General features: G+C 69.3%; 15 protein-coding genes. 9 read left to right on the top strand and 6 right to left on the bottom strand.

Annotated elements, in window-relative coordinates; translation table 11 throughout:
* Nucleotides 1–100 precede the first annotated feature (100 nt).
* Nucleotides 101–919, bottom strand: a complete 819-nt coding sequence (locus ACGH52_RS39035) for a DUF3152 domain-containing protein (protein WP_121704754.1) — start codon at nucleotides 917–919, stop codon at nucleotides 101–103.
* Between the two features lie 961 nt (nucleotides 920–1,880).
* On the opposite strand from ACGH52_RS39035, the gene ACGH52_RS39040 reads away from it, so the two are divergent.
* The 3 genes from ACGH52_RS39040 (at nucleotide 1,881) to ACGH52_RS39050 (ending at nucleotide 4,183) form a co-directional block, all read left to right on the top strand.
* Nucleotides 1,881–2,147 carry a hypothetical protein gene (locus ACGH52_RS39040; protein WP_399946500.1) on the top strand — a complete coding sequence of 89 codons (267 nt, stop codon included), beginning with the start codon at nucleotides 1,881–1,883 and terminating at the stop codon, nucleotides 2,145–2,147.
* Nucleotides 2,148–2,282: 135 nt separating this feature from the next.
* Nucleotides 2,283–3,179, top strand: coding sequence for an ABC transporter ATP-binding protein (locus ACGH52_RS39045; protein ID WP_399946503.1), 897 nt, complete (start codon nucleotides 2,283–2,285; stop codon nucleotides 3,177–3,179).
* A 68-nt stretch (nucleotides 3,180–3,247) separates the two neighbouring features.
* The gene (locus ACGH52_RS39050; protein WP_247700774.1) at nucleotides 3,248–4,183 is read left to right on the top strand and encodes an ABC transporter permease; all 936 of its coding nucleotides are present in this window, start codon (nucleotides 3,248–3,250) and stop codon (nucleotides 4,181–4,183) included.
* Between the two features lie 211 nt (nucleotides 4,184–4,394).
* Here ACGH52_RS39050 and ACGH52_RS39055 read toward each other — a convergent pair whose 3' ends face one another.
* Complete coding sequence (locus tag ACGH52_RS39055) at nucleotides 4,395–5,246, bottom strand: methyltransferase domain-containing protein (protein ID WP_121704758.1); 852 nt, start codon at nucleotides 5,244–5,246, stop codon at nucleotides 4,395–4,397.
* Nucleotides 5,247–5,412: 166 nt separating this feature from the next.
* On the opposite strand from ACGH52_RS39055, the gene ACGH52_RS39060 reads away from it, so the two are divergent.
* Together ACGH52_RS39060 and ACGH52_RS39065 are read left to right on the top strand one after the other, a co-directional pair.
* Nucleotides 5,413–6,093 (top strand): dihydrofolate reductase family protein, encoded by a 681-nt coding sequence (locus ACGH52_RS39060; protein ID WP_121704759.1) that lies wholly within the window; start codon nucleotides 5,413–5,415, stop codon nucleotides 6,091–6,093.
* Nucleotides 6,093–6,560: a deaminase gene (locus ACGH52_RS39065; RefSeq protein ID WP_121704760.1), complete on the top strand. Its 468-nt coding sequence runs from the start codon at nucleotides 6,093–6,095 to the stop codon at nucleotides 6,558–6,560. The genes ACGH52_RS39060 and ACGH52_RS39065 overlap by 1 nt, the downstream gene beginning before the upstream one ends.
* A gap of 153 nt (nucleotides 6,561–6,713) precedes the next feature.
* Here the strand turns inward: ACGH52_RS39065 and ACGH52_RS39070 are convergent, their stop codons facing one another.
* Entirely contained in the window at nucleotides 6,714–9,656 is a 2,943-nt protein-coding gene (locus tag ACGH52_RS39070; RefSeq protein ID WP_308293559.1) for a S8 family serine peptidase, read from the bottom strand.
* A 311-nt stretch (nucleotides 9,657–9,967) separates the two neighbouring features.
* On the opposite strand from ACGH52_RS39070, the gene ACGH52_RS39075 reads away from it, so the two are divergent.
* Entirely contained in the window at nucleotides 9,968–10,978 is a 1,011-nt protein-coding gene (locus tag ACGH52_RS39075) for a LuxR family transcriptional regulator (protein WP_121704762.1), read from the top strand.
* A gap of 103 nt (nucleotides 10,979–11,081) precedes the next feature.
* Here the strand turns inward: ACGH52_RS39075 and ACGH52_RS39080 are convergent, their stop codons facing one another.
* Nucleotides 11,082–11,801 (bottom strand): hypothetical protein, encoded by a 720-nt coding sequence (locus tag ACGH52_RS39080; protein WP_399946509.1) that lies wholly within the window; start codon nucleotides 11,799–11,801, stop codon nucleotides 11,082–11,084.
* A 207-nt stretch (nucleotides 11,802–12,008) separates the two neighbouring features.
* Between ACGH52_RS39080 and ACGH52_RS39085 the strand changes: the two genes are divergently transcribed.
* Complete coding sequence (locus ACGH52_RS39085) at nucleotides 12,009–12,815, top strand: trans-aconitate 2-methyltransferase (protein ID WP_193777930.1); 807 nt, start codon at nucleotides 12,009–12,011, stop codon at nucleotides 12,813–12,815.
* 108 nt (nucleotides 12,816–12,923) lie between these two features.
* Here the strand turns inward: ACGH52_RS39085 and ACGH52_RS39090 are convergent, their stop codons facing one another.
* Complete coding sequence (locus tag ACGH52_RS39090) at nucleotides 12,924–13,337, bottom strand: nuclear transport factor 2 family protein (protein WP_121704765.1); 414 nt, start codon at nucleotides 13,335–13,337, stop codon at nucleotides 12,924–12,926.
* Between the two features lie 130 nt (nucleotides 13,338–13,467).
* Nucleotides 13,468–14,220 (bottom strand): SDR family NAD(P)-dependent oxidoreductase, encoded by a 753-nt coding sequence (locus ACGH52_RS39095; protein ID WP_121704766.1) that lies wholly within the window; start codon nucleotides 14,218–14,220, stop codon nucleotides 13,468–13,470.
* 729 nt (nucleotides 14,221–14,949) lie between these two features.
* On the opposite strand from ACGH52_RS39095, the gene ACGH52_RS39100 reads away from it, so the two are divergent.
* Nucleotides 14,950–15,498, top strand: a complete 549-nt coding sequence (locus ACGH52_RS39100) for an ABATE domain-containing protein (protein ID WP_121704767.1) — start codon at nucleotides 14,950–14,952, stop codon at nucleotides 15,496–15,498.
* Between the two features lie 404 nt (nucleotides 15,499–15,902).
* The gene (locus ACGH52_RS39105; protein ID WP_399946514.1) at nucleotides 15,903–17,711 is read left to right on the top strand and encodes an NHL domain-containing thioredoxin family protein; all 1,809 of its coding nucleotides are present in this window, start codon (nucleotides 15,903–15,905) and stop codon (nucleotides 17,709–17,711) included.
* Nucleotides 17,712–17,854 lie beyond the last annotated feature (143 nt).

The following is a 17,854-nucleotide window of genomic DNA, read 5'->3' on the forward strand; positions in this document are numbered from 1 at the left end:
GGCGCGCCCCACGCCCCTACGGCCGAGTCGACGCGGGGCGGCGCCCTGCCCTCCGCGCGCTGGCACACGCGGGCCATGCCCAACCGTCGTACGGGCGGGGTCACGGCACCTTGGGCCCGCCGAGATACGTCCCCTTTCCGTCGTAGGGCCAGGCGTTGGACTTGCAGCCGTGCAACCCGTCGATCTGCTGCATCATGGCCGGCGCCGGCCTGCCGGGTCCGGGACACGTCTCGTGGCCGTGCCCGATACGGTGCCCAACCTCGTGATTGATAATCAGCGCCCGGTAGTCGGCCAGAGAGCCATGGAAATTGGGAGAACCGGTCTGCCAGCGCTTCAAGTTGACGATGACACGGGAGCCGACATCGCAATTCACCTCGCCCCGTGTCTTCAGTCCGGCTGCGCCGCAGATTCTGTCGACCGTCGCGGGAGAGGCGATGACCACCACGAAATCCCGGCTGCCTTCGGACACGAGTTGGAAGCTGTCGTGGCCGTCCGCCGTCCAAGATCTGCGATCGGCAAGTATCCCGTAGACCTCGCGGGCCACGCGGTCGGCCGACAGGCCGATTCCCTCCTCCACGCGGACCTTGAAGCGTCGGACCGTGCCTGTGCCGATCGGCGCAGCGGACACCCTCGCCGTCACGAAACCGTCTGTGTCGGCCTGCGCCGCAGCAGACGACCTCGTGAAAACGGGCGGAGGGGTCTGGCGGCTCTGCTCCTTCGCCACCGCACCGGCGACGCCCGGCCCACCGTCCATGTACCGCGACAGGAAGGGGACGCTCAGGGCGACCGCTGCGAGGAACAAGATGATCAGGGTTCGTCCCACTCGCCTCTGGCGGTTTCGTCCGCTCCGGCGCCGGTGCGCGGATCTGGCAGATCTGTGACTGGGAAGCCTTGACGTCGAGGCAGGCTGACGTGACATGTCTTTTGCTGGTCCACATTCCGATTGACTGGGGAAAATCTCCTCGGAATTGATACGAAGGTGATGGCCGAAATGGTTCACTTGACCGTGCGTGGAACGGGGCACAGGCCCCGCCCGGTCAACACGGGTCACGTCGAAGTCGCCTCCGTAACACTCGTCTCATCTCATGAGCGCCGTGATCACTTCTTGCGCGCCTCGCGGCGATTTTCACGGGTGTCATTCACTGCCCGGATCCACCCGCCTTCCCGAAGGCCCGCGGACGCCCCGACCGGCTCAGCGGCCAGCCGATTCCGGACGGCTCGCATCCCTGGGGCGGGAGAATGCCGCGCCCAGGTTCGGCCGGCGGCGGCCGAACCACCGACCCTGCGCTCAGGGGTCCCGCCCGCTGCACGCGCCCGCTGTCCGCGTTGACAGGCCCGTCCATGTGAACGCATAATTGCCCAGTCAATCGATGTGTCCAGGTGCCGTCGCTTGACGAAGCCCCGGCGTTCCTATCCGGGTGGATGCCCGGTGGTGGGGGCTTCCCATCGGGTGCACGCCTGTCGCCAGGGCCCGCCCCTGCCCGCAGTCCGCGTCCTTCCCCCGGAGCGCGACTGCCGGTAGGTCCTCGGTGGTCATGTCTCCGGCTGTCCCGCGAGGGGGGCATGACCACCGAGTCGCGGACGAGTCTCTCCTGCCGCGCCATCAGCACCCGGGCCATGGCAATGGTCAAGAGCCTGCCGATACAGGTCGTCAAGGGCAGTGGACTTCTGGCTCCCGGCCCTCGGCTCATCACGCTCCTCCCCCCACGAGCACCGCGACCCCCCACTCGTCCTCTTCCCAAGGCTCCTCCACCGCGGAGCGGGAACGACCCGCCGATGGGCCCACCGCTACTTTGGTCACCTCCGCTACTTTGGTCACCTCGGGATCGCCGACTTTCTGCCGATGCCTGCACGTGGCACCCGGTCATAGCGTCGGCGTCATGAACCGATCCACACACAAGACCACCGCCCTCCCCTTCCCGCAGCCCGCGCGACTCACCGCGGTCCTCCTCGGCGTGCTGCTCCTCCTCATGGGCGGCGTGCCCATGGCCGAGCGTCTCGTGGCCCACCTGACGGCATGGACCGCCGGCGCGCCCGTCCCCGGGCTGGCCTGGCTGCTGCCCTTCGTTGCGGGCGTCCTGGCACTGTTCCTGACGCTGCGCCGTCGCAGCGACACCGCGGGCGAAGCCCGCCCGCAGGAGGGATGACAGAGAGCCGGACCGAGGCGTACGCCACTCCCGCACGGCCGCGGACCCCTCCCGACAACTCCCGAAAGATCACACAGGTTTCAGCACGTCATGACAGACCGAGTCACGGACCCTCAGGTCACTTCCGTCCCGGCCATGGAAACGCATGGGCTGGGCAAGCGCTACCGCCGCGGGTGGGCCCTTCGCGACAGTTCCTTCCGGCTCCCAGCAGGCAGCATGTGCGCCCTCGTCGGGCCCAATGGAGCCGGGAAGACGACCCTGCTCTCGCTGGCCGCCGACCTCCTTGAACCGACAACCGGCACGATCACCTTGTCCGGGCACCGTCCCGGCAGCCCCGAAGCCCGCAGGAACACGGCCTTCCTCAGCCAGCGCAAGGCGCTCTACCCGCGCTTCCGCGTGCGAGACATCCTGCGCATGGGACAGGAACTGAACCCCACCTGGCACCAGGAGGCCGCCGAGTCAGTCGTCGAAGCCGGCGGCATACCGATGGGAGCCCGGATCGGCACGCTCTCCGGAGGTCAGTCCACACGCGTCGCATTCGCGCTCGCCCTCGGCAAGCGGCCCCGGCTGATGCTCCTGGACGAACCCATGGCCGATCTCGACCCGCTGGTACGCCGGCAGATGACCGACCTCCTGCGTGCCGAGGCGCGGACCAACGGGGCGACCGTGGTCATGTCCTCCCACCTGGTGTCCGAGCTGGCGAACGCCTGCGACTACCTCGTACTCATCAACAACGGCCGAGTCCGCCTGGCCGGCGAGGTGGACATCCTCCTGGACCAGCACCGGCACATCACTTCGAGGAAGGGGGGCCGCTCGCACTCGTCGGAGCCTGATCTGTACGACATCGTCGCGACCACCGCCAATGGCCGGGAGACCACGTCGCTGGTACGCACCGCCGACACCCCACTCCCAGGTGACGGCCACCGCGCGCCCACTCTCGAGGAGCTGGTGCTCGGCTATCTCGACGCGCCGGATGCGTCTCCGGTTCTCACCGTCGGAGCTCGGGTCCACGGAAGCCAGGTGTCGGCATGAGCACCGCTAGCCCTCGACCCCGGGCGGGCGTTCGGTACGGTCCGCGTCTGCGCGGACTGACGTGGCTCATGTGGCGACAGAACCGCGCCGTATTCCTCGTCGGCCTGTTGGCCGCCGCGGCCGTAGCCGTCTATGCCGCCGTGCAGCACCAGCATGTGACCGAGGCCATCGCCGCACGGCATCTCGACGCGTGCCGCGGCGGCACCGTGCGCTCCGCACCGTGCACGCGCGACCTGCTTGCTTTCGGCAAGGAGTACCAGTACCCGCTGCGGCGCCCCCTGCAGCTCATGCCGGTGCTGCCCTTTCTGTTCGGAGTGTTCCTCGGCGGGCCCCAGCTCGCCCAGGAACTGGAATCCGGCACCTACCGCACTGTGGCCACCCAGTCCGTCACTCGCCTGCGCTGGTTCGCAGCGAAACTGGGCGTGCCGCTTGCTGTGACCGTGATCGTCAGCGGCGTCGTCGCCGGCGCCATGACCTGGTGGTGGCACCCGATTGCCGAGATCATGGGTCCGCTGTTCCCCTGGTACGACTGGTACCCCTTCTACGGGGTCGGCCCGATCGTAGTGGGCCTCAGCGTGCTGTTCTTCCTTCTGGGTGCCACGCTCGGCCTGTTCCTCGGCCGCACGGTCGTGGCCATGGGCACCGCTCTCGTGGCGGGAGCCGGGCTGTTCGCCATGCTCGAACGGGTCCGTCCGCACCTGTGGCCAGCCAGCTCCTCCGTCGCGCAGAACACCGCGGAACCTCGGGTGCCGGACAACGTCTGGCTGCTTGGGGACGGCCCGCTGACCGCGGACGGTCGACGTGCCTCCGAGGCCACAGACTGCTTGCCCCAGGACAGTTACCGGCAGTGCCTGACGTCGCACGGGTTTACCGGCCGCTGGGCCGAGTACCACCCGGTCTCCCACTTCTGGAGCCTCCAGTGGACGGCCACGGCTCTGTGTCTGACGGTCGGCCTGGCGCTCGTGGCGCTGTCGGTGTGGCGGATGCGAAGGCTCACCACCTGATTACCCGGCCCGGGACACCCGTGGCGGGCCCGCGGGTGCGTGACCCGGGCTGGGTCGGGCCATGGGACAGGCGGCGGCCGAGATCGCGGAGCCGGGGCGCCCCGGTCGCCCCACCGGCCCGGACGGAGGCCGTCAGGAAGGCCGCCCGCCGCTCGGCCTCCGGCCCGGCCCCGGTCCACACCAACGCAAGGGCCGGCGCACCGAGCCGCCGTCAGGCGCCTGCCAGCCGCCCCATGGTGACCCACATGGTGAACGCGAACAGGAAGTCCCCGCGTTCGGCTGACTCATGGACGGAGTCGAGGAACCGCTTCGTCAGGTCGGGCTCCACACACAATCCCAGAGCGTGAGGGTCGAAGAACGGCACCACAGAGGCTGCGTCCTCGGGCGTTGTGAAGCGGAGCGTCACCGGGAGAGGTGTGGTCGCCAGCAGCCCTGCTCGGACCATGCGCGCGCGAACGGTACGGCCGGCTCCGGGGTCGGGGAACGGAAAATGCCCGGCCACTTCGGTCATGTGGTCGAAGCCGTCCCAGGCGTAGGACGACCAGTCGGTGTCGATGACGCAGACGCGGCCACCGGGCCGTGTCACACGGATCAGCTCCCTGAGCGCCTCGTCAGGATCGGTGAGGTGCTGCAGCACCCGTTCGCACCGCACCCCGTCGAAGTGGCCGTCGGGAGCGTCGAGTGCCGTGATGTCCCCGACCGCGTAATCGACCGGTGTGCCGTCATGCCTGGACGAGGCCACGGAGATGGCCAGGGCGGACCGATCGACGGCGGCCACGTGGCCCTTCTTGCCCACCCGGGCCCCGAGCTGGCGGGCCACCTCCCCTGCGCCGCATCCGATGTCGAGCAGGCGTTCACCCGGAGCCGGAGCGAACGCGTCGAAGGCGGCTGACCGCATGCGCTGCATCTCGTGATGGGCGGCCGCCGCGTCGAGATAGCGAATCACATGGGACTGTGCTTCGTCGGTGGCGCCGTCCAGGTGGGCGAACGGATTGCTGGGAGCCTTCGAAGCTCCACTGTCACCTGGTCCTTCGGACCGGGGACGCGTGCTGGTCGTGCCCATGTCTACTCTCACCGTTCACTTTGCTCTCTGAAATACACTACTTGTCGAGTAAATCAGATGTGTGCCGGTGACTGGTCATGGGCCCGCGAGCTTCCTTGCCGAGCCGCACCGCCGTTCTCGCCCCTCCCCGGTACACGTCACGAGACCAGATGGGATGCCTGATCCGATGACCGACCGCCCCTATGTCGTGTTGTCGGCCGCCATGTCGGTCGACGGTTACCTGGACGACGCCGGCGCCGAACGGCTGCGGCTGTCGAACGACCTTGACTTCGACCGCGTCGACCAGGTGCGTGCAGCCTCCGACGCCATCCTGATCGGCGCGAACACCGTGCGCCGGGACAATCCCCGTCTTCTGGTGAACAGCGATCGGCGCCGCGCGCAGCGTGTGGCCGACGGGAAGCCGGAGTACCCGGTCAAGGTCACGGTGACCCGCACCGGTGACTTGTCCGCCGACCTGAGGTTCTGGCATGTCGGGGGAGAGAAGCTGGTGATCACGGTCGACCGTGCGGTGGAGAAGGTGCGTGCCGCCCTCGGAGACCTGGCCGATGTCGTCGGCATCGGACCGGATCTCGACTGGGGCCTGGTTCTCGACGAGCTGGGCCGCCGGGGGGTTGAGCGGCTGATGGTGGAAGGGGGCGGTTCGATCCACACGCAGTTGATGGCCGCGGACCTCGCCGACGAAGTGCACCTCGCCATAGCGCCGCTCGTGGTGGGCCAGCCGGAGGCGGCCCGCTTCCTGGGGGCCGCCGGCTACCCGGGGGGACCGGCTGCCCGGATGAGGGTGCTGGAGGTCCGAGCCATTGGCGACGTCGTTCTGATCCGGTACTCCCCCAAGGAGCGTGTCTGATGTACACACCCACCCGAGATCAGGACCTGCGCTGGATGCGGCGTGCGATCGACCTCGCTGCTCTGTGCCCTCCGGCCGACGGCGCCTACTCGGTCGGCGCCGTCATCGTCGGTGAGGACGGCGAGGAGCTGGCATTCGGCTACTCCCGGGCGACTGGCCCCCGCGAGCACGCCGAAGAGGTCGCCCTCGACCAGCTCGATCCCGACGACCCCCGCCTCCTGGGGGCCACGCTCTACAGCACGCTGGAGCCCTGCTCGCAGCGCAGTGCCACCCGGACACCGTGCGCCCGGCGGATCATCGGTGCCGGCATTCCGCGTGTGATCACGGCTTGGCGGGAGCCCAGCCTGTTCGTCGATGACTGCGTCGGCCACGAGCAGCTGGTGGAGGCCGGAGTGATCGTGGTGGAACTGCCTGAGCTGGCGGATGCCGCGAGAGTCGTCAACTCGCACCTGGGCGACCTCGGTTGAGGCCGCCCATCACACGAAGTGGCTGTCGACCGTCAGGGTGGCACAACCCGGGCCGAAGCCGCGCCCACCCGAGGACGGCCCCGTCGAGTCGTGTGGAGCCGGACCGGCCGGCCCGCACGGCTCGACGGGGGACACGGGCTCCAGGCACTGGCCTCAGTTGAGGCTCAGCACCGTGCCCGCACCGTTCGGGTACTCGATCCAGGCCGTGGACCGGTCGCTCGTGAGGATTCCCGACCACGAGGCCGACACATCCAGCGCGACTCCCACCGGGCCGTCGTACGACGTGGGAGTGACCGTGACCTTCCCGGCCGGGAGGGCTTGTGAACCGACGCTGTTCGTCTGCAACGTGAAGGGGGTCGAGGTCGTCCCTTCCGCGTCGCCCAGCGTCACCACCGCCACGCGGTAGTCACCGACCTGAGGCCGGGGCAGCGCCACCGAGGCGTCGTTGGTCGGCAGGACCACCTCTCCCGACGAGGTGGGCTGGCCGTCGACGAGCGGCCACACCACCAGGGCGACCTGAGCGTCCGGGGAGTCGGTGCGCGCCGTGAACTCGACGGCCTTCGTTCCCGCGGCGATCGGGACCGTGAAGTACTGCTCACTGTCCGTGGGACCGCCGTGGCTGGTCACCGAGCCGTGCACGCGGTCGCCGCGTGCGGGGCCATACGCGGTGGCCGTGAAGGGCCGCACGGCGGGCGTCGCGGTGAAGGAGACCTGTCCGGCGGCCCCGGCACCCGTGACACGCTCGGGTGCCCGGACGCTCTGCGGAGTCACGACTATCGGGCTGCGCACACTCCGGTGCGCCCCGCTCCAGGTGAGGGAACCGGTGACGGGCGTACCGACCGTGGCGGTGTCGACGGCGAAGGTGACCTCGAAGGTCCGTGTCTGGCCCGGCCTGGTGAAGCGGAGCGTCGAAGGGCTGACCGTCGTCTTCACCCCGGTCAGGGGCGAGACGTGCGCCGTGTAGGTGCCTGGCGTGACGGCGGTGACCGTGCGGGTCACCGTCCGTCGGCCGAGCAGCTCGTTCACCGCTATGGACGGGTAGTTGAGGTCACTGGGGTCCTTGGCTGCGACGCCAGTGCCGGTGTCGACGCCCGACCCCTCGAGGTACGCGAGCCAGTCCTGCTCCGTCGAGTCGTACACGAGGCCCGGCTGGAGCATGGTCGACGGATTGACCTCACCCGCGCCCTGCGCGAAGACGTCAGAACTGACCGCACCGGCTGAGGTTTTGGTCGGCGTCGTGGTGGTCATCATGGCCGACTTCACGCGCATCGGCGACCAGGAGGGATGCTCGCCGAGGTAGAGCGCGGCCAGGCCGGATATGTGGGGCGCGGCCATGGATGTGCCGGACTGGAAGGCGAAGGCGTGGCCGCCGTTGGTTGGAGGCGCCACCGCCGCCAGGATCGAGACCCCGGGCGCGGTGATGTCCGGCTTGAGGAGGTTGCCGCCGTTGGCCACGGACGGCCCGCGGGAGGAGAACTCCGCCACCTGGGGGTACGGAGTGTCACTGCCGCCTGTCGTCAGGGTGGCGCTGGCTCCGTCGGTGAGCGCGTAGTCCCGCACGGTTTTCGCTCCCGCGCCGTTCAGGTGAACGGTCGGGATGGGGTGCAGGTCGGCGTCCATGCTGGAAGCGCTCAGGTTGACGAGGACCATTCCGACGCCGCCGGCACGGGCGACTTCGGCGGACTTGGCGGTCCGGGCATTCACGCCGCGATCACAGACGACGATCTTTCCGGTCGTCTTTGCGGCGTCCAGCGTGTTCTCCGCGCACAGGGAGGCGTCGTAGGCGGACGCCCCGGCCGCCTTGACGGTCTCGGCCGCCACGAGGGGCTTGGGCCCCAGGTCTCGGGTGATGGTCGTGCTCACGCCGGTGTAGCGCGTTCCGTCGCCGAGGACGACGGTGCCCTTGTGGGGAGCGATGGTTCCGGCTGCGACGGTGGTGACCCACGGGGGCGTGTTGTCGAGCGTCTTCTGGTCGGGGCCGTTGTTGCCGGCCGAGGCGGAGACGAAGATGCCGGCTGCCGAGGCATTGCGGAACGCTGCCTGGACCGGGCCATTGAGCGAGGACTCGAACAGTGTGCCGACCGAGTAGTTGATGACGTCGACGCCGTCGGCCACGGCCTGCTCGATCGCGGCAACGATGTCACTGGTCATGCCGCCGGACTGCGTCCCGTCCTTGCTTTCCCACAGCGCCTTGTAGACGGCGATCTTCGCGCCGGGTGCCACACCGGACACCGTTCCCAGATTCCGGCCGTCTACCGACGCGCGGACACCGAAGTTGCCGGCCGCGGTGGTGGCGGTGTGGGTGCCGTGGCCCTGTCCGTCTCGCGGGGAGACGTAGTCGGCGCGATTTGCCTCCGGAACCATGTCGAGCCAGGTTTCACCGAAGTAGCGGGCGCCGATCACTTTCTGGTTGCAGTCATCGGCATTGAAACGCTCGCCGGACTGGCAGGCTCCGGTGAACGTGCTGCCGTCCGCCTTGCGCATCATGGTGGTGGTGCCGCTGCGGTAGGGCCGGTACGGATCCGAGGCCGGAGGGCGTTTCGTGCCCAGGGAAGGGGCGTCGAGCGAGCGGCTCTCGGGCCAGATGCCCGTGTCGATGTCGCCGACGACGATGCCCCGGCCGGCCGCCTCGGCGCCGCCGAGCGCGGACCACAGGCCCTTGTGGCCCGACAGACGCAGGAAGTCCGTGGAGACTCTGTCGTCGGTAGTGCGGTTCAGGACGTCCGGTACGACGGAGGTGACTCCGGGCGTCGCCTTCAACCGCACCATCTGGGTTGCGGTCAGTTCGGCACTGAACGCGCTGGTTGCGACCGCGTAATGGCGGCGGGCCGTGGCTCCCACGCTCCGCGCGACCTGGTTCTGCCGCTCCTCCAGATGAGTGCGGTACCGACGGGCGGCTGCGCTGGTCACGTCGACCTTCGCGTGCTGGGCGGGCTTGGTGGCGGAAATCCCGTTCACGCCGCCGTCGTAGGTGGCGATGGGCTGGTCGGTCAGTGTGACGACATAGCGTCCGGTCTCCGCCGAGTGGCTTTCGGCCGGTGCGGCGAGAGCCGTGTGTGTGGTGAACGGCAGGAGCGCTGCGACCAGTGACCCCACGGCGACGGCAGCTCCGGCGGAGCCACCGTGGAGCCGCAGCCTTGTTCTTCGTGACGTGATCGCCACAGAGTCCTCCCCATCGCGCTGAATTCGGGAGCGAGCATCCACTCGCCTGAGCAGGAACCCGGTGCACCCAGGACAGGCGCGAGCAGGTTGGCACGGGATCCGCCAGAAGTGAACGTCGCCTGTACGGGTTGCGTCCAGATACTCTCGTGGCGTCTTCGGTCTCGATGGCCGTACACGCCATCGCAGTTGTACAGCCGGCATGGCTCGGCCTCCGGGCGCCGCCCGGTCCGCGAGAGAGGTGGGTCTTGCTCGACGTACTGGGCATCAGTGCCTTCGACGAGAGTGTTTACCGCGCCTTGCTCACCCGTGCGGGCAGTGACGCCACCGCACTCTCACACGTCGTCGAGTCCACGCCCACACGTGTCACATATGCCCTGCGGCGACTGGCGGCGCTCGGTCTGGCACACCGCGAGGCACCGGGCCGCTGGGAAGCGACCGGCCCGCGTTCCACACTGACCGCACTCCTCAACAGGCGCCGTGCCGAGGTGGTGTCGGCCTTCTCCGAAGTCGAGGCCGTCGTTGACGTCCTGCAGGACATGTACCGAACGGGGCGGTTCCGCAGCAATCCCGGCGACCTGGTCGAGGTGCTCACCGGGAAGGAGAACGTGGTACGGCGGGTGGCCGAATTGAGCGCCTCGCTCAGTACCCATTTCTGGATACTGGACCGACCTCCTTATCTCGACCGGCTGAACGGCCAGCCGTACGACGGCTCGACGGAGACGGCGGTCACGCGTGCATGGCTCGATCGGGGCGTCGACATCCGGTCCATCTACTGTCCCGACTCCATGGCCTACCCCGGCCGCTTCGAGACGGTGCTCAAACTCTCCGCACTGGGCGAGCGGTCGAGGATGCTCCCCCGGCTACCGTTCAAACTGCACATATTCGACCGGCGTACCGCCGTCATGCCGCTCACGGGAGGTGTGTACGACAGCATCGCGGTGGTGCACGCGTCAGGACTGCTCGACGCCCTCATCGAGCTGTTCGAGGCTTACTGGAGCAGGGCCGAACCGCTTCTCGGGGACGGCATGCCGTCCGACGGCGGCGGTCGTGCAGCGGAGGAACCGCCGAGCGAGGCGGACGTGCTGCTGCTGCGCATGCTGCACCATGGGCTCAAGGACCAGGCGATCGCCCGTCAACTGGGCGTCAGCCAGCGAACGGCCACGCGCCGCGTGGCGGCTCTCATGGAGCGGTTGGGGGCCCGGACCCGATTCCAGGCGGGCGCCAATGCGCGGAAGAAGGGGTGGCTTGAACTGTGAAGTCCGCGCCGAGCGGTGGGGTGGCGTCTGACATGTTTCAGGCGTCGGGGCCCGTGCCGCCCGGGACGCTCACGGCGTCGCAGGCGGCTCGTGCCGTGGGTGCTCAGACGAACAGGGCGCTCTCGATGTCGATGGTCACCAGTTCCAGCTCCTGGTTCACGGTTCCGTCGGCGGCCAGAGGGTGCACGCGCCTGCGCGTCGGCAGCAGGATGCCGTCGAACTCCCTGTAGTCGGAGGCGTAGTGCGCGACGGGGCCCGCGTTGAGGACGTCGGCGGTGTAGTCGTGCCTGCGCAGGAGCCCGTTCTGGTCGAAGTAGAAGGTCTGCTCCCGGCTGTGGGTGGCGATGCGGTCGGGGAAGGTGACCTTCAGACGGCGCAGGGTCTGTCCGTTCTCTCTCACGGAGGGGAGTTCCTCGGTGCGGAAATCGGAGGCGGCGAAGGCGAACGGTGCCGTGAGATAGGTCCACATCGCGTAACCGGCGAAGTAGGCAACGTGGAGGTCGTCCCAGGGCGTTTCCAGGGTGTGGCCGGCGAACGCCGCGCGCGGGTGGAGTCGTTCCGCCTTCACCTCACCGCTCTCGCTCTCCATGGCCACGCGCTCGGGGGTCACGGAGGTCCGCAGATGGGGTGCGGTGAAGGGGTAGTGGCTGGCGTGCTGGCGGTGCAGATCCACTCGCACCGCTGCGTGCTGGAACACGCCGGCCTGCTCCTTCAGTCCCCAGAGCGCGCCGCCGGTGCGGAAGTGCGCGGTCACCGACTCGAAGTGGTTGAAGCGCTCCAGGCCGCCATGGGCCTCTATGGCGGTGCTCGTGAGGTCGCTCATCAGAATTCTCCTTGCGTGGGAGCTTCGGCCGTAATATACGACCGGTCGTCTTGGTTTCGTCCGTATAAGTCGTCGAGGAGTGCAGAGCTTCCCGGAGTGGATCCGCGACGGCGTGATCCTGGACACCCTTGACCCCGGCGGGCGGTGCGGGTTTGCTTCGCTGGTCAAGCATTCCCGGGAAGCCCGATGACGCGTGAGGAATTCCGAATGACCACGGACGAATCAGGACGTACCAGCTATGACGACGGTGTCCTCGGGCACGCTCGACCCGGAGAGCTGGATCGGCTGGCGCTGCTGGAGGCCACGTGCGACCCCGCGACCTGGGACGTCATCGCCGGTCTTCCTCTCACGCCGGACGCGTCGTTCGCGGTCGTCGGCGCCGGCAACGGGAGGCTCGCCCGCCGACTGGCACAGCGCTTCCCGGGTGGCCGCGTCATGGCCACCGACATCGACACGGCGCTTCTCGATGCCCAGGAGTGGCCCTCACCCGTGACGGTACGCCCTCACGACGTGACGCGGGACGACCTCACCCCCGCCGAGTGGGACCTCGTTCATGCCCGTGCGGTGCTCACGCACCTGCCCGGTCCCGAGCAACTCGTACAGAGGATGGCCTCCTGGCTGACCCCCGGGCGAGGGTGGCTCGTCGTCGAGGACCCCACCTATCTCAAGCCCGCCCTGTCGGGAAGACAGGAATGGGCGGCCCTTCTGGAGAACTGCGAGACCCTGCTCGCGACGACCCAGGGGACGGACGCCGGCTGGGCGGGCCGCATTCCGGCCGCCATGGCTGCCGCGGGCCTCACGGACATCCGCGTCTCCGTGCGCGTGGCGACGGTCGGAGAGGGGGGAGTGGAGGACCGGTACTGGCGTGCCTGCTTCGAACAGGCCCGGCCCGCTCTGGTGGCTCATGGCCTCATGACGGACGAAGAGGTCGAGCGGGGGATGTCATGTCTGGACGATCCCACGTTCCGGGACATGGCCTGGACGATGGTGTCGTGCGCGGCCCGGCGGCCGTGATCCGTGGAGGCGCGAACAGACGGGAAGACCACGGGCGGCGGAGGGTCACCGGAGCACTCGCTGGTCACCGACCGGCCCGTGCGGACCGCTCCGACGGCCGCGGCAGGCTCAGGGCCCCTCGTCGCGGCCCCACGCCTCGCTCTGGGTGTTGTAGAAGTAGTCGCGATTCCATGTGATCCTGCCGTCCCGCACCCGCGTGAGAGCCATCACGTCGAAGAGGTGCAGGACCTCTCCGTCCTTGTCCAGGACCTTCTCGATCCGCTGACTCAGAACGACATCACCCTGTTCGGCGACGTACTTCACGTCGAAGTGGTAGCCCTCCGCGCCGAGATCGCGACGGGCTCGCTCGAGATCCTCGATCAGCTCATCGCGACTGGTGATGGGTTTGGCCTCCGCCAGGACGGACTCCCACGCCACCTGCTCGTGCACGGTCCTCCTACAGGTGGCTTTCGCGTCATCACACGTGGGTCCGAAGTTCTCCCAGAACTCGCGCACCACGACACTCGGCGCATCGCCCTTCACGGCGGTCTCCGATCTCCAAAATTAGTTGTCCGGGCAATTATAGATACGGTGTCGGGGGGCCTCTCCATGTGCGGGCGTCGAGGAACAGCCCTCGTGGACCGCGTCACGGGGGCTGTACCTTGTCCCTCGGTCACAGGGCGAGGGCGCCTCCGTCCACGGGAAGAAGCACCCCGTGTATGTCCGAGGCGTCGTCGCTGGCGAGGAAGAGCACTGCTGCGGCTACTTCCTCCCCCGTGGCTGGACGCCCGGCCGGGTGGGTCTCCGCGAGCTTCTCCAGCATCGGACGGAAGTCGTCGTTGTCCTCGGTGAGGGTGGGCCCGGGGGCGACGGTGTTCACCCGGATGCCCTTGACGGCCAGCTCTGCCGTCCACGACTTGGTCAGCGCGTGCAGACCAGCCTTGGTGGCACCGTAGAGGGCGATGAACTTGATGCCGGCGGTGCCGCCGATCGAGCCCATGTTGATCACTGATCCGGAGCCGCGTTCCACCATGCCGGGTACGAGGGCCGCCGTCAGCAGGTATGGCACCTTGACGTTGACGGCCAGAGCCTGGTCGATCTGTTCCTCGGTCGTCTCTGTCATGGGGTGCGGGGCCATGAGATAGGCGGCGTTGTTGACCAGGATGTCGATCGACTGGCCGGCCTGCTCCGCCGCCTCACGCGCCAGTCGCTCGACCTCCGAGCCGCCCAGGGTCAGGTCGGCTTGGATGAAGTGAGCCCGGCCGCCCTTCGCGGCGATCTCATCGACGATCCGGGCGCCGCGCTCGGCGCTTCGCCCGGTGACGATGGTGATGGCGCCCTCGCGGGCGAGGGCTTCCGCCACGGCGTGACCGATCCCGCTGGTCGATCCTGTGACAAGTGCCGCGCGTCCTTCAAGACGGTTCATTCCGCATCCTCCGCGTCGTGTGTGAGGTAGCCCGTAGCCGTGCGCGGCTTGCGCCGTTCGGCACAGTCCGGTGGACTGCCAAAAACCTTGACGTGGCAACCGTATGGCCGTCTGATTGCTTGAGCAAGCAAATATTGCTCAGCTCACATCCGTCGTCCCGGCTGCCTGTGGAGCGGGTGCGCGCGGCGGCCGGTCCACGTCGAGAACGGGCATCGTGCCGGCGTCGGACGAGATCGGGGTGCCGCGTCATGCCCGGCTCCCTCAGCCGTTGGTGTCACAGGAGGCTTCGGCGGTGCGCCGGGCCCGCGGCACGGTTCCGGGCGGCGCCGTCGGCGAACAAATCGTGGGGGAGGGCCGCCCTGCAGAGCCCCTGGCCGCCGCGGGAGGTCACGGTGGGTCGGCGGTCGGGCGCCTTCCGAGGGAGGCGCGTGGGCCCGGATCTGCCATACGGCTGCAGCAGTGCCGGCGGTTGGTTCGGTTGGCCGTGCGTGCGGCGTGCTCGATGGGGGCGGGCCGACGCGCCGGGCTGTGATACCGAGACGACGTGGGGGCGTTGACCTCGGCGGTGGGTAGACGAGGGCCTTGACGTTCGGCCTGTCGGCCCTCGGAGGGTTCCTCGACCGCCGGGCCTCGGGTGCGGGCCTTGCCCTGTCTGGTCGCCGCAGGAAGTCTGCCCGGTCGCGGACAGGGGGCATTGCGTCCTTGTGGGTCACCGTTTAAAGTAGTGACGTGCATGCTTTTCCTTGCGGGACCCTCTTCCTCGATTTCGTCGGCACCCTGCGCGCCCGTCGCGCCACGGAGCCGACGGAGATGCTCGCGTCTCCGGAAGCGCTCGACATGTGGTTCGTCGAGTCCGGAATGGTGGACGTGCCCCCCGAAGCCGACCTGGGCGACCTCCTCGCCGCCCGGAGGCTGCGCGAAGCCGTCTACTCGCTGACCGCCTCCGTGCTAGCGGGCGAAACGCTGGCGGACGAGGCGCTCTCCGAGGTGAACAGGCAGGCGGCCGGCCTGCCGGTGGGCGTGCGGCTCGACCGCGACGGCTCCCGCCACCGCGTGGGCACCGTCTCCCAGGCGCTGACACTCCTGGCTCGCGAGACGGTGGAGACCCTCGGTGGGCCGGAGGGTGATCTGCTCCGCGAATGTGCCCGCCCCGAATGCACCCAGACCTACCTGGACCGCTCCCGCGGGCACCGGCGGGAATGGTGTGCCATGGAAACCTGCGGCAACCGCGTCAAGGCGGCGGCCTACCGAGCCCGCCGACGCGGCGTGACGACCTGACCGAGGGGCCGGGATCGAGGTCCTCCGGCCGCGACGGCGTCGATCCACTCATAGCCACCGCCGAGCGGCGGCACAGGGCGGACCGGAAGACGGTGCCGACGAGTCCTACGGAGCCGCCGGTCCCACCGTGGTCCTCGATGTGCCCGGGCCCATCCCTGGCAGGCCGCGAGCGTGTCCGGGGGATTGGGTCGCTTGAGTAGCTGTGGACCTCGGAGTCTGTGAGCTTCGGAAGCGAACCGCCGCCCCCGGGCGTGTCGATCGGCGTGGAGGAGCCGTCGTGTCTCCCAGAGGGAGACCGTGCACCAGGACGCGGTTCCCCGGCCGTCACCTGCCCACGGGGGCAGGGCACCGGGGACCGCGGCAGTCGAGGTGTGCCACGTGCGCGATGTGGTTGGCTTGAAGGCATGGTGAAGCGCGCACGTGTCCGCGCCCCCAAGCTGGCGGGCCGAGGCGGCTGGGTCAACACCGGGGGCCGCGAACTGACTCTGACCGCACTGCGCGGCCGGATCGTTGTCCTCGACTTCTGGACGTTCTGCTGCATCAACTGCCTGCACGCCCTGGACGAGCTGCGCGAGCTTGAGGCCGGGCACCGGGACACCGTCGTGATCGTCGGCGTGCACTCGCCGAAGTTCGCTCACGAGGCCGAGCACGGGGCCGTCCTCGACGCCGTCGAGCGCTACGCCGTCGAGCATCCCGTGCTGGACGACCCGGAGCTGGACACGTGGAAGCAGTACGCGGTGCGCGCGTGGCCCACCCTCGTCGTGATCGATCCAGAGGGCTACGTTGTCGCCCAGTATTCCGGCGAGGGACACGCGCACACCATCGAGCGGCTGGTCCAAGAACTGGAGGCCGAGCACGCGGCGAAGGGCACCCTGCGCCGCGGCGACGCCCCGTACGTGGCGCCGGAGCCGGAACCGACCGCTCTGCGCTTTCCCGGCAAAGTGCTGGCACTCCCCTCCGGAAACTTCCTGGTCAGCGACACCAGTCGGCACCAGTTGGTGGAGCTGGGCGGGGACGGGGAGACTCCGGTGCGACGGATCGGAAGCGGAAAACGGGGCCTCACGGACGGGCCCGCCGAGCGCGCCCGCTTCAGCGAGCCGCAAGGACTCGCCCTGCTCCCCGACGACTCGGTGATTGTCGCCGACACCGTCAACCATGCCCTGCGTCGCTATGACCCCGCCACCGGCGCGGTCACCACCCTGGCCGGCACCGGTCGGCAGCGCAGGCATGGTGAGCCCGCTTCCGGCCCCGCTCGTGCCATCAGCCTCTCCTCGCCCTGGGACGTCGCCGCGTGGCACGGCCGGGTGTGGATCGCCATGGCCGGGGTGCACCAGCTGTGGGCGTACGATCCGCGCGAGGAAACCGTGACCGTCACCGCAGGCACGGCCGACGAGGGACTCGTGGACGGACCCGGACCCGAGGCGCTGTTCGCACAGCCGTCCGGGTTGGCGGTGACCGAGGAGCGGCTGTGGGTGGCCGACGCCGAAACGTCCGCCCTGCGCTGGGTGGACCTCGATGGCACGGTCCGCACGGCGGTCGGCACCGGACTGTTCGACTTCGGCCTCCGAGACGGCCCAGCGGGCCAGGCCCTGCTCCAGCACCCCCTGGGCATCACCGCCCTGCCCGACGGGTCGGTGGCGATCAGCGACACCTACAACAACGCCCTGCGCCGCTACGACCCGAGGAGCGGCGAGGTCAGCACGCTCGCGACCGACCTGCGCGAACCCAGTGACGCCGTGCTCGCCGGTGACGACATCGTGGTGGTCGAATCGGCTCGGCACCGGCTGACCCGACTGCGGCTGCCCGAGGAGGCCGCACGCCCGGCGCCGCTCACCGACCGCATGCGGCGGGGGACGACCGAGGTGGCACCGGGCACACTGCACCTGGAGGTGACCTTCGAGGCGCCCGCCGGCCAGAAGCCGGACACCCGGTACGGCCCGTCGACCCGTCTGCTCGTCTCCGCCACCCCGCCCGAGCTGCTGCGCGACGGAGAGGGCGCGGGAAGCAGCCTGTCCCGTCCCCTGCAACTGGACCCAGCCGTGCCCGCCGGCGTACTGCACGTCTCGGCATCGGCCGCGTCCTGCGATGACGACCCGGACGATCCGCACCCGGCCTGCCACCTCCACCAGCAGGCCTGGACGATCCCGGTCCGCCTTACCGAGGGGGCGACGGACCGTCTGCCGCTGGTGCTGGCCGGCCCGCACGTCGACTGACACAGACGGTGCCGGCACCGCCACTGTCCCCACCCACGGACGAGAGGGAAAAAGGACGAGGAAGACGGTGCGCCCCACCGCCCGCGGCGCCCACCGGCACGGCCGGCGGCCCGTCGGCCAGGTCTCACACCCCGACACGGCTA

Origin of the sequence: Streptomyces sp. BBFR25 (assembly GCF_044590125.1) — a bacterium.
GTDB lineage: Bacteria > Actinomycetota > Actinomycetes > Streptomycetales > Streptomycetaceae > Streptomyces > Streptomyces canus_D.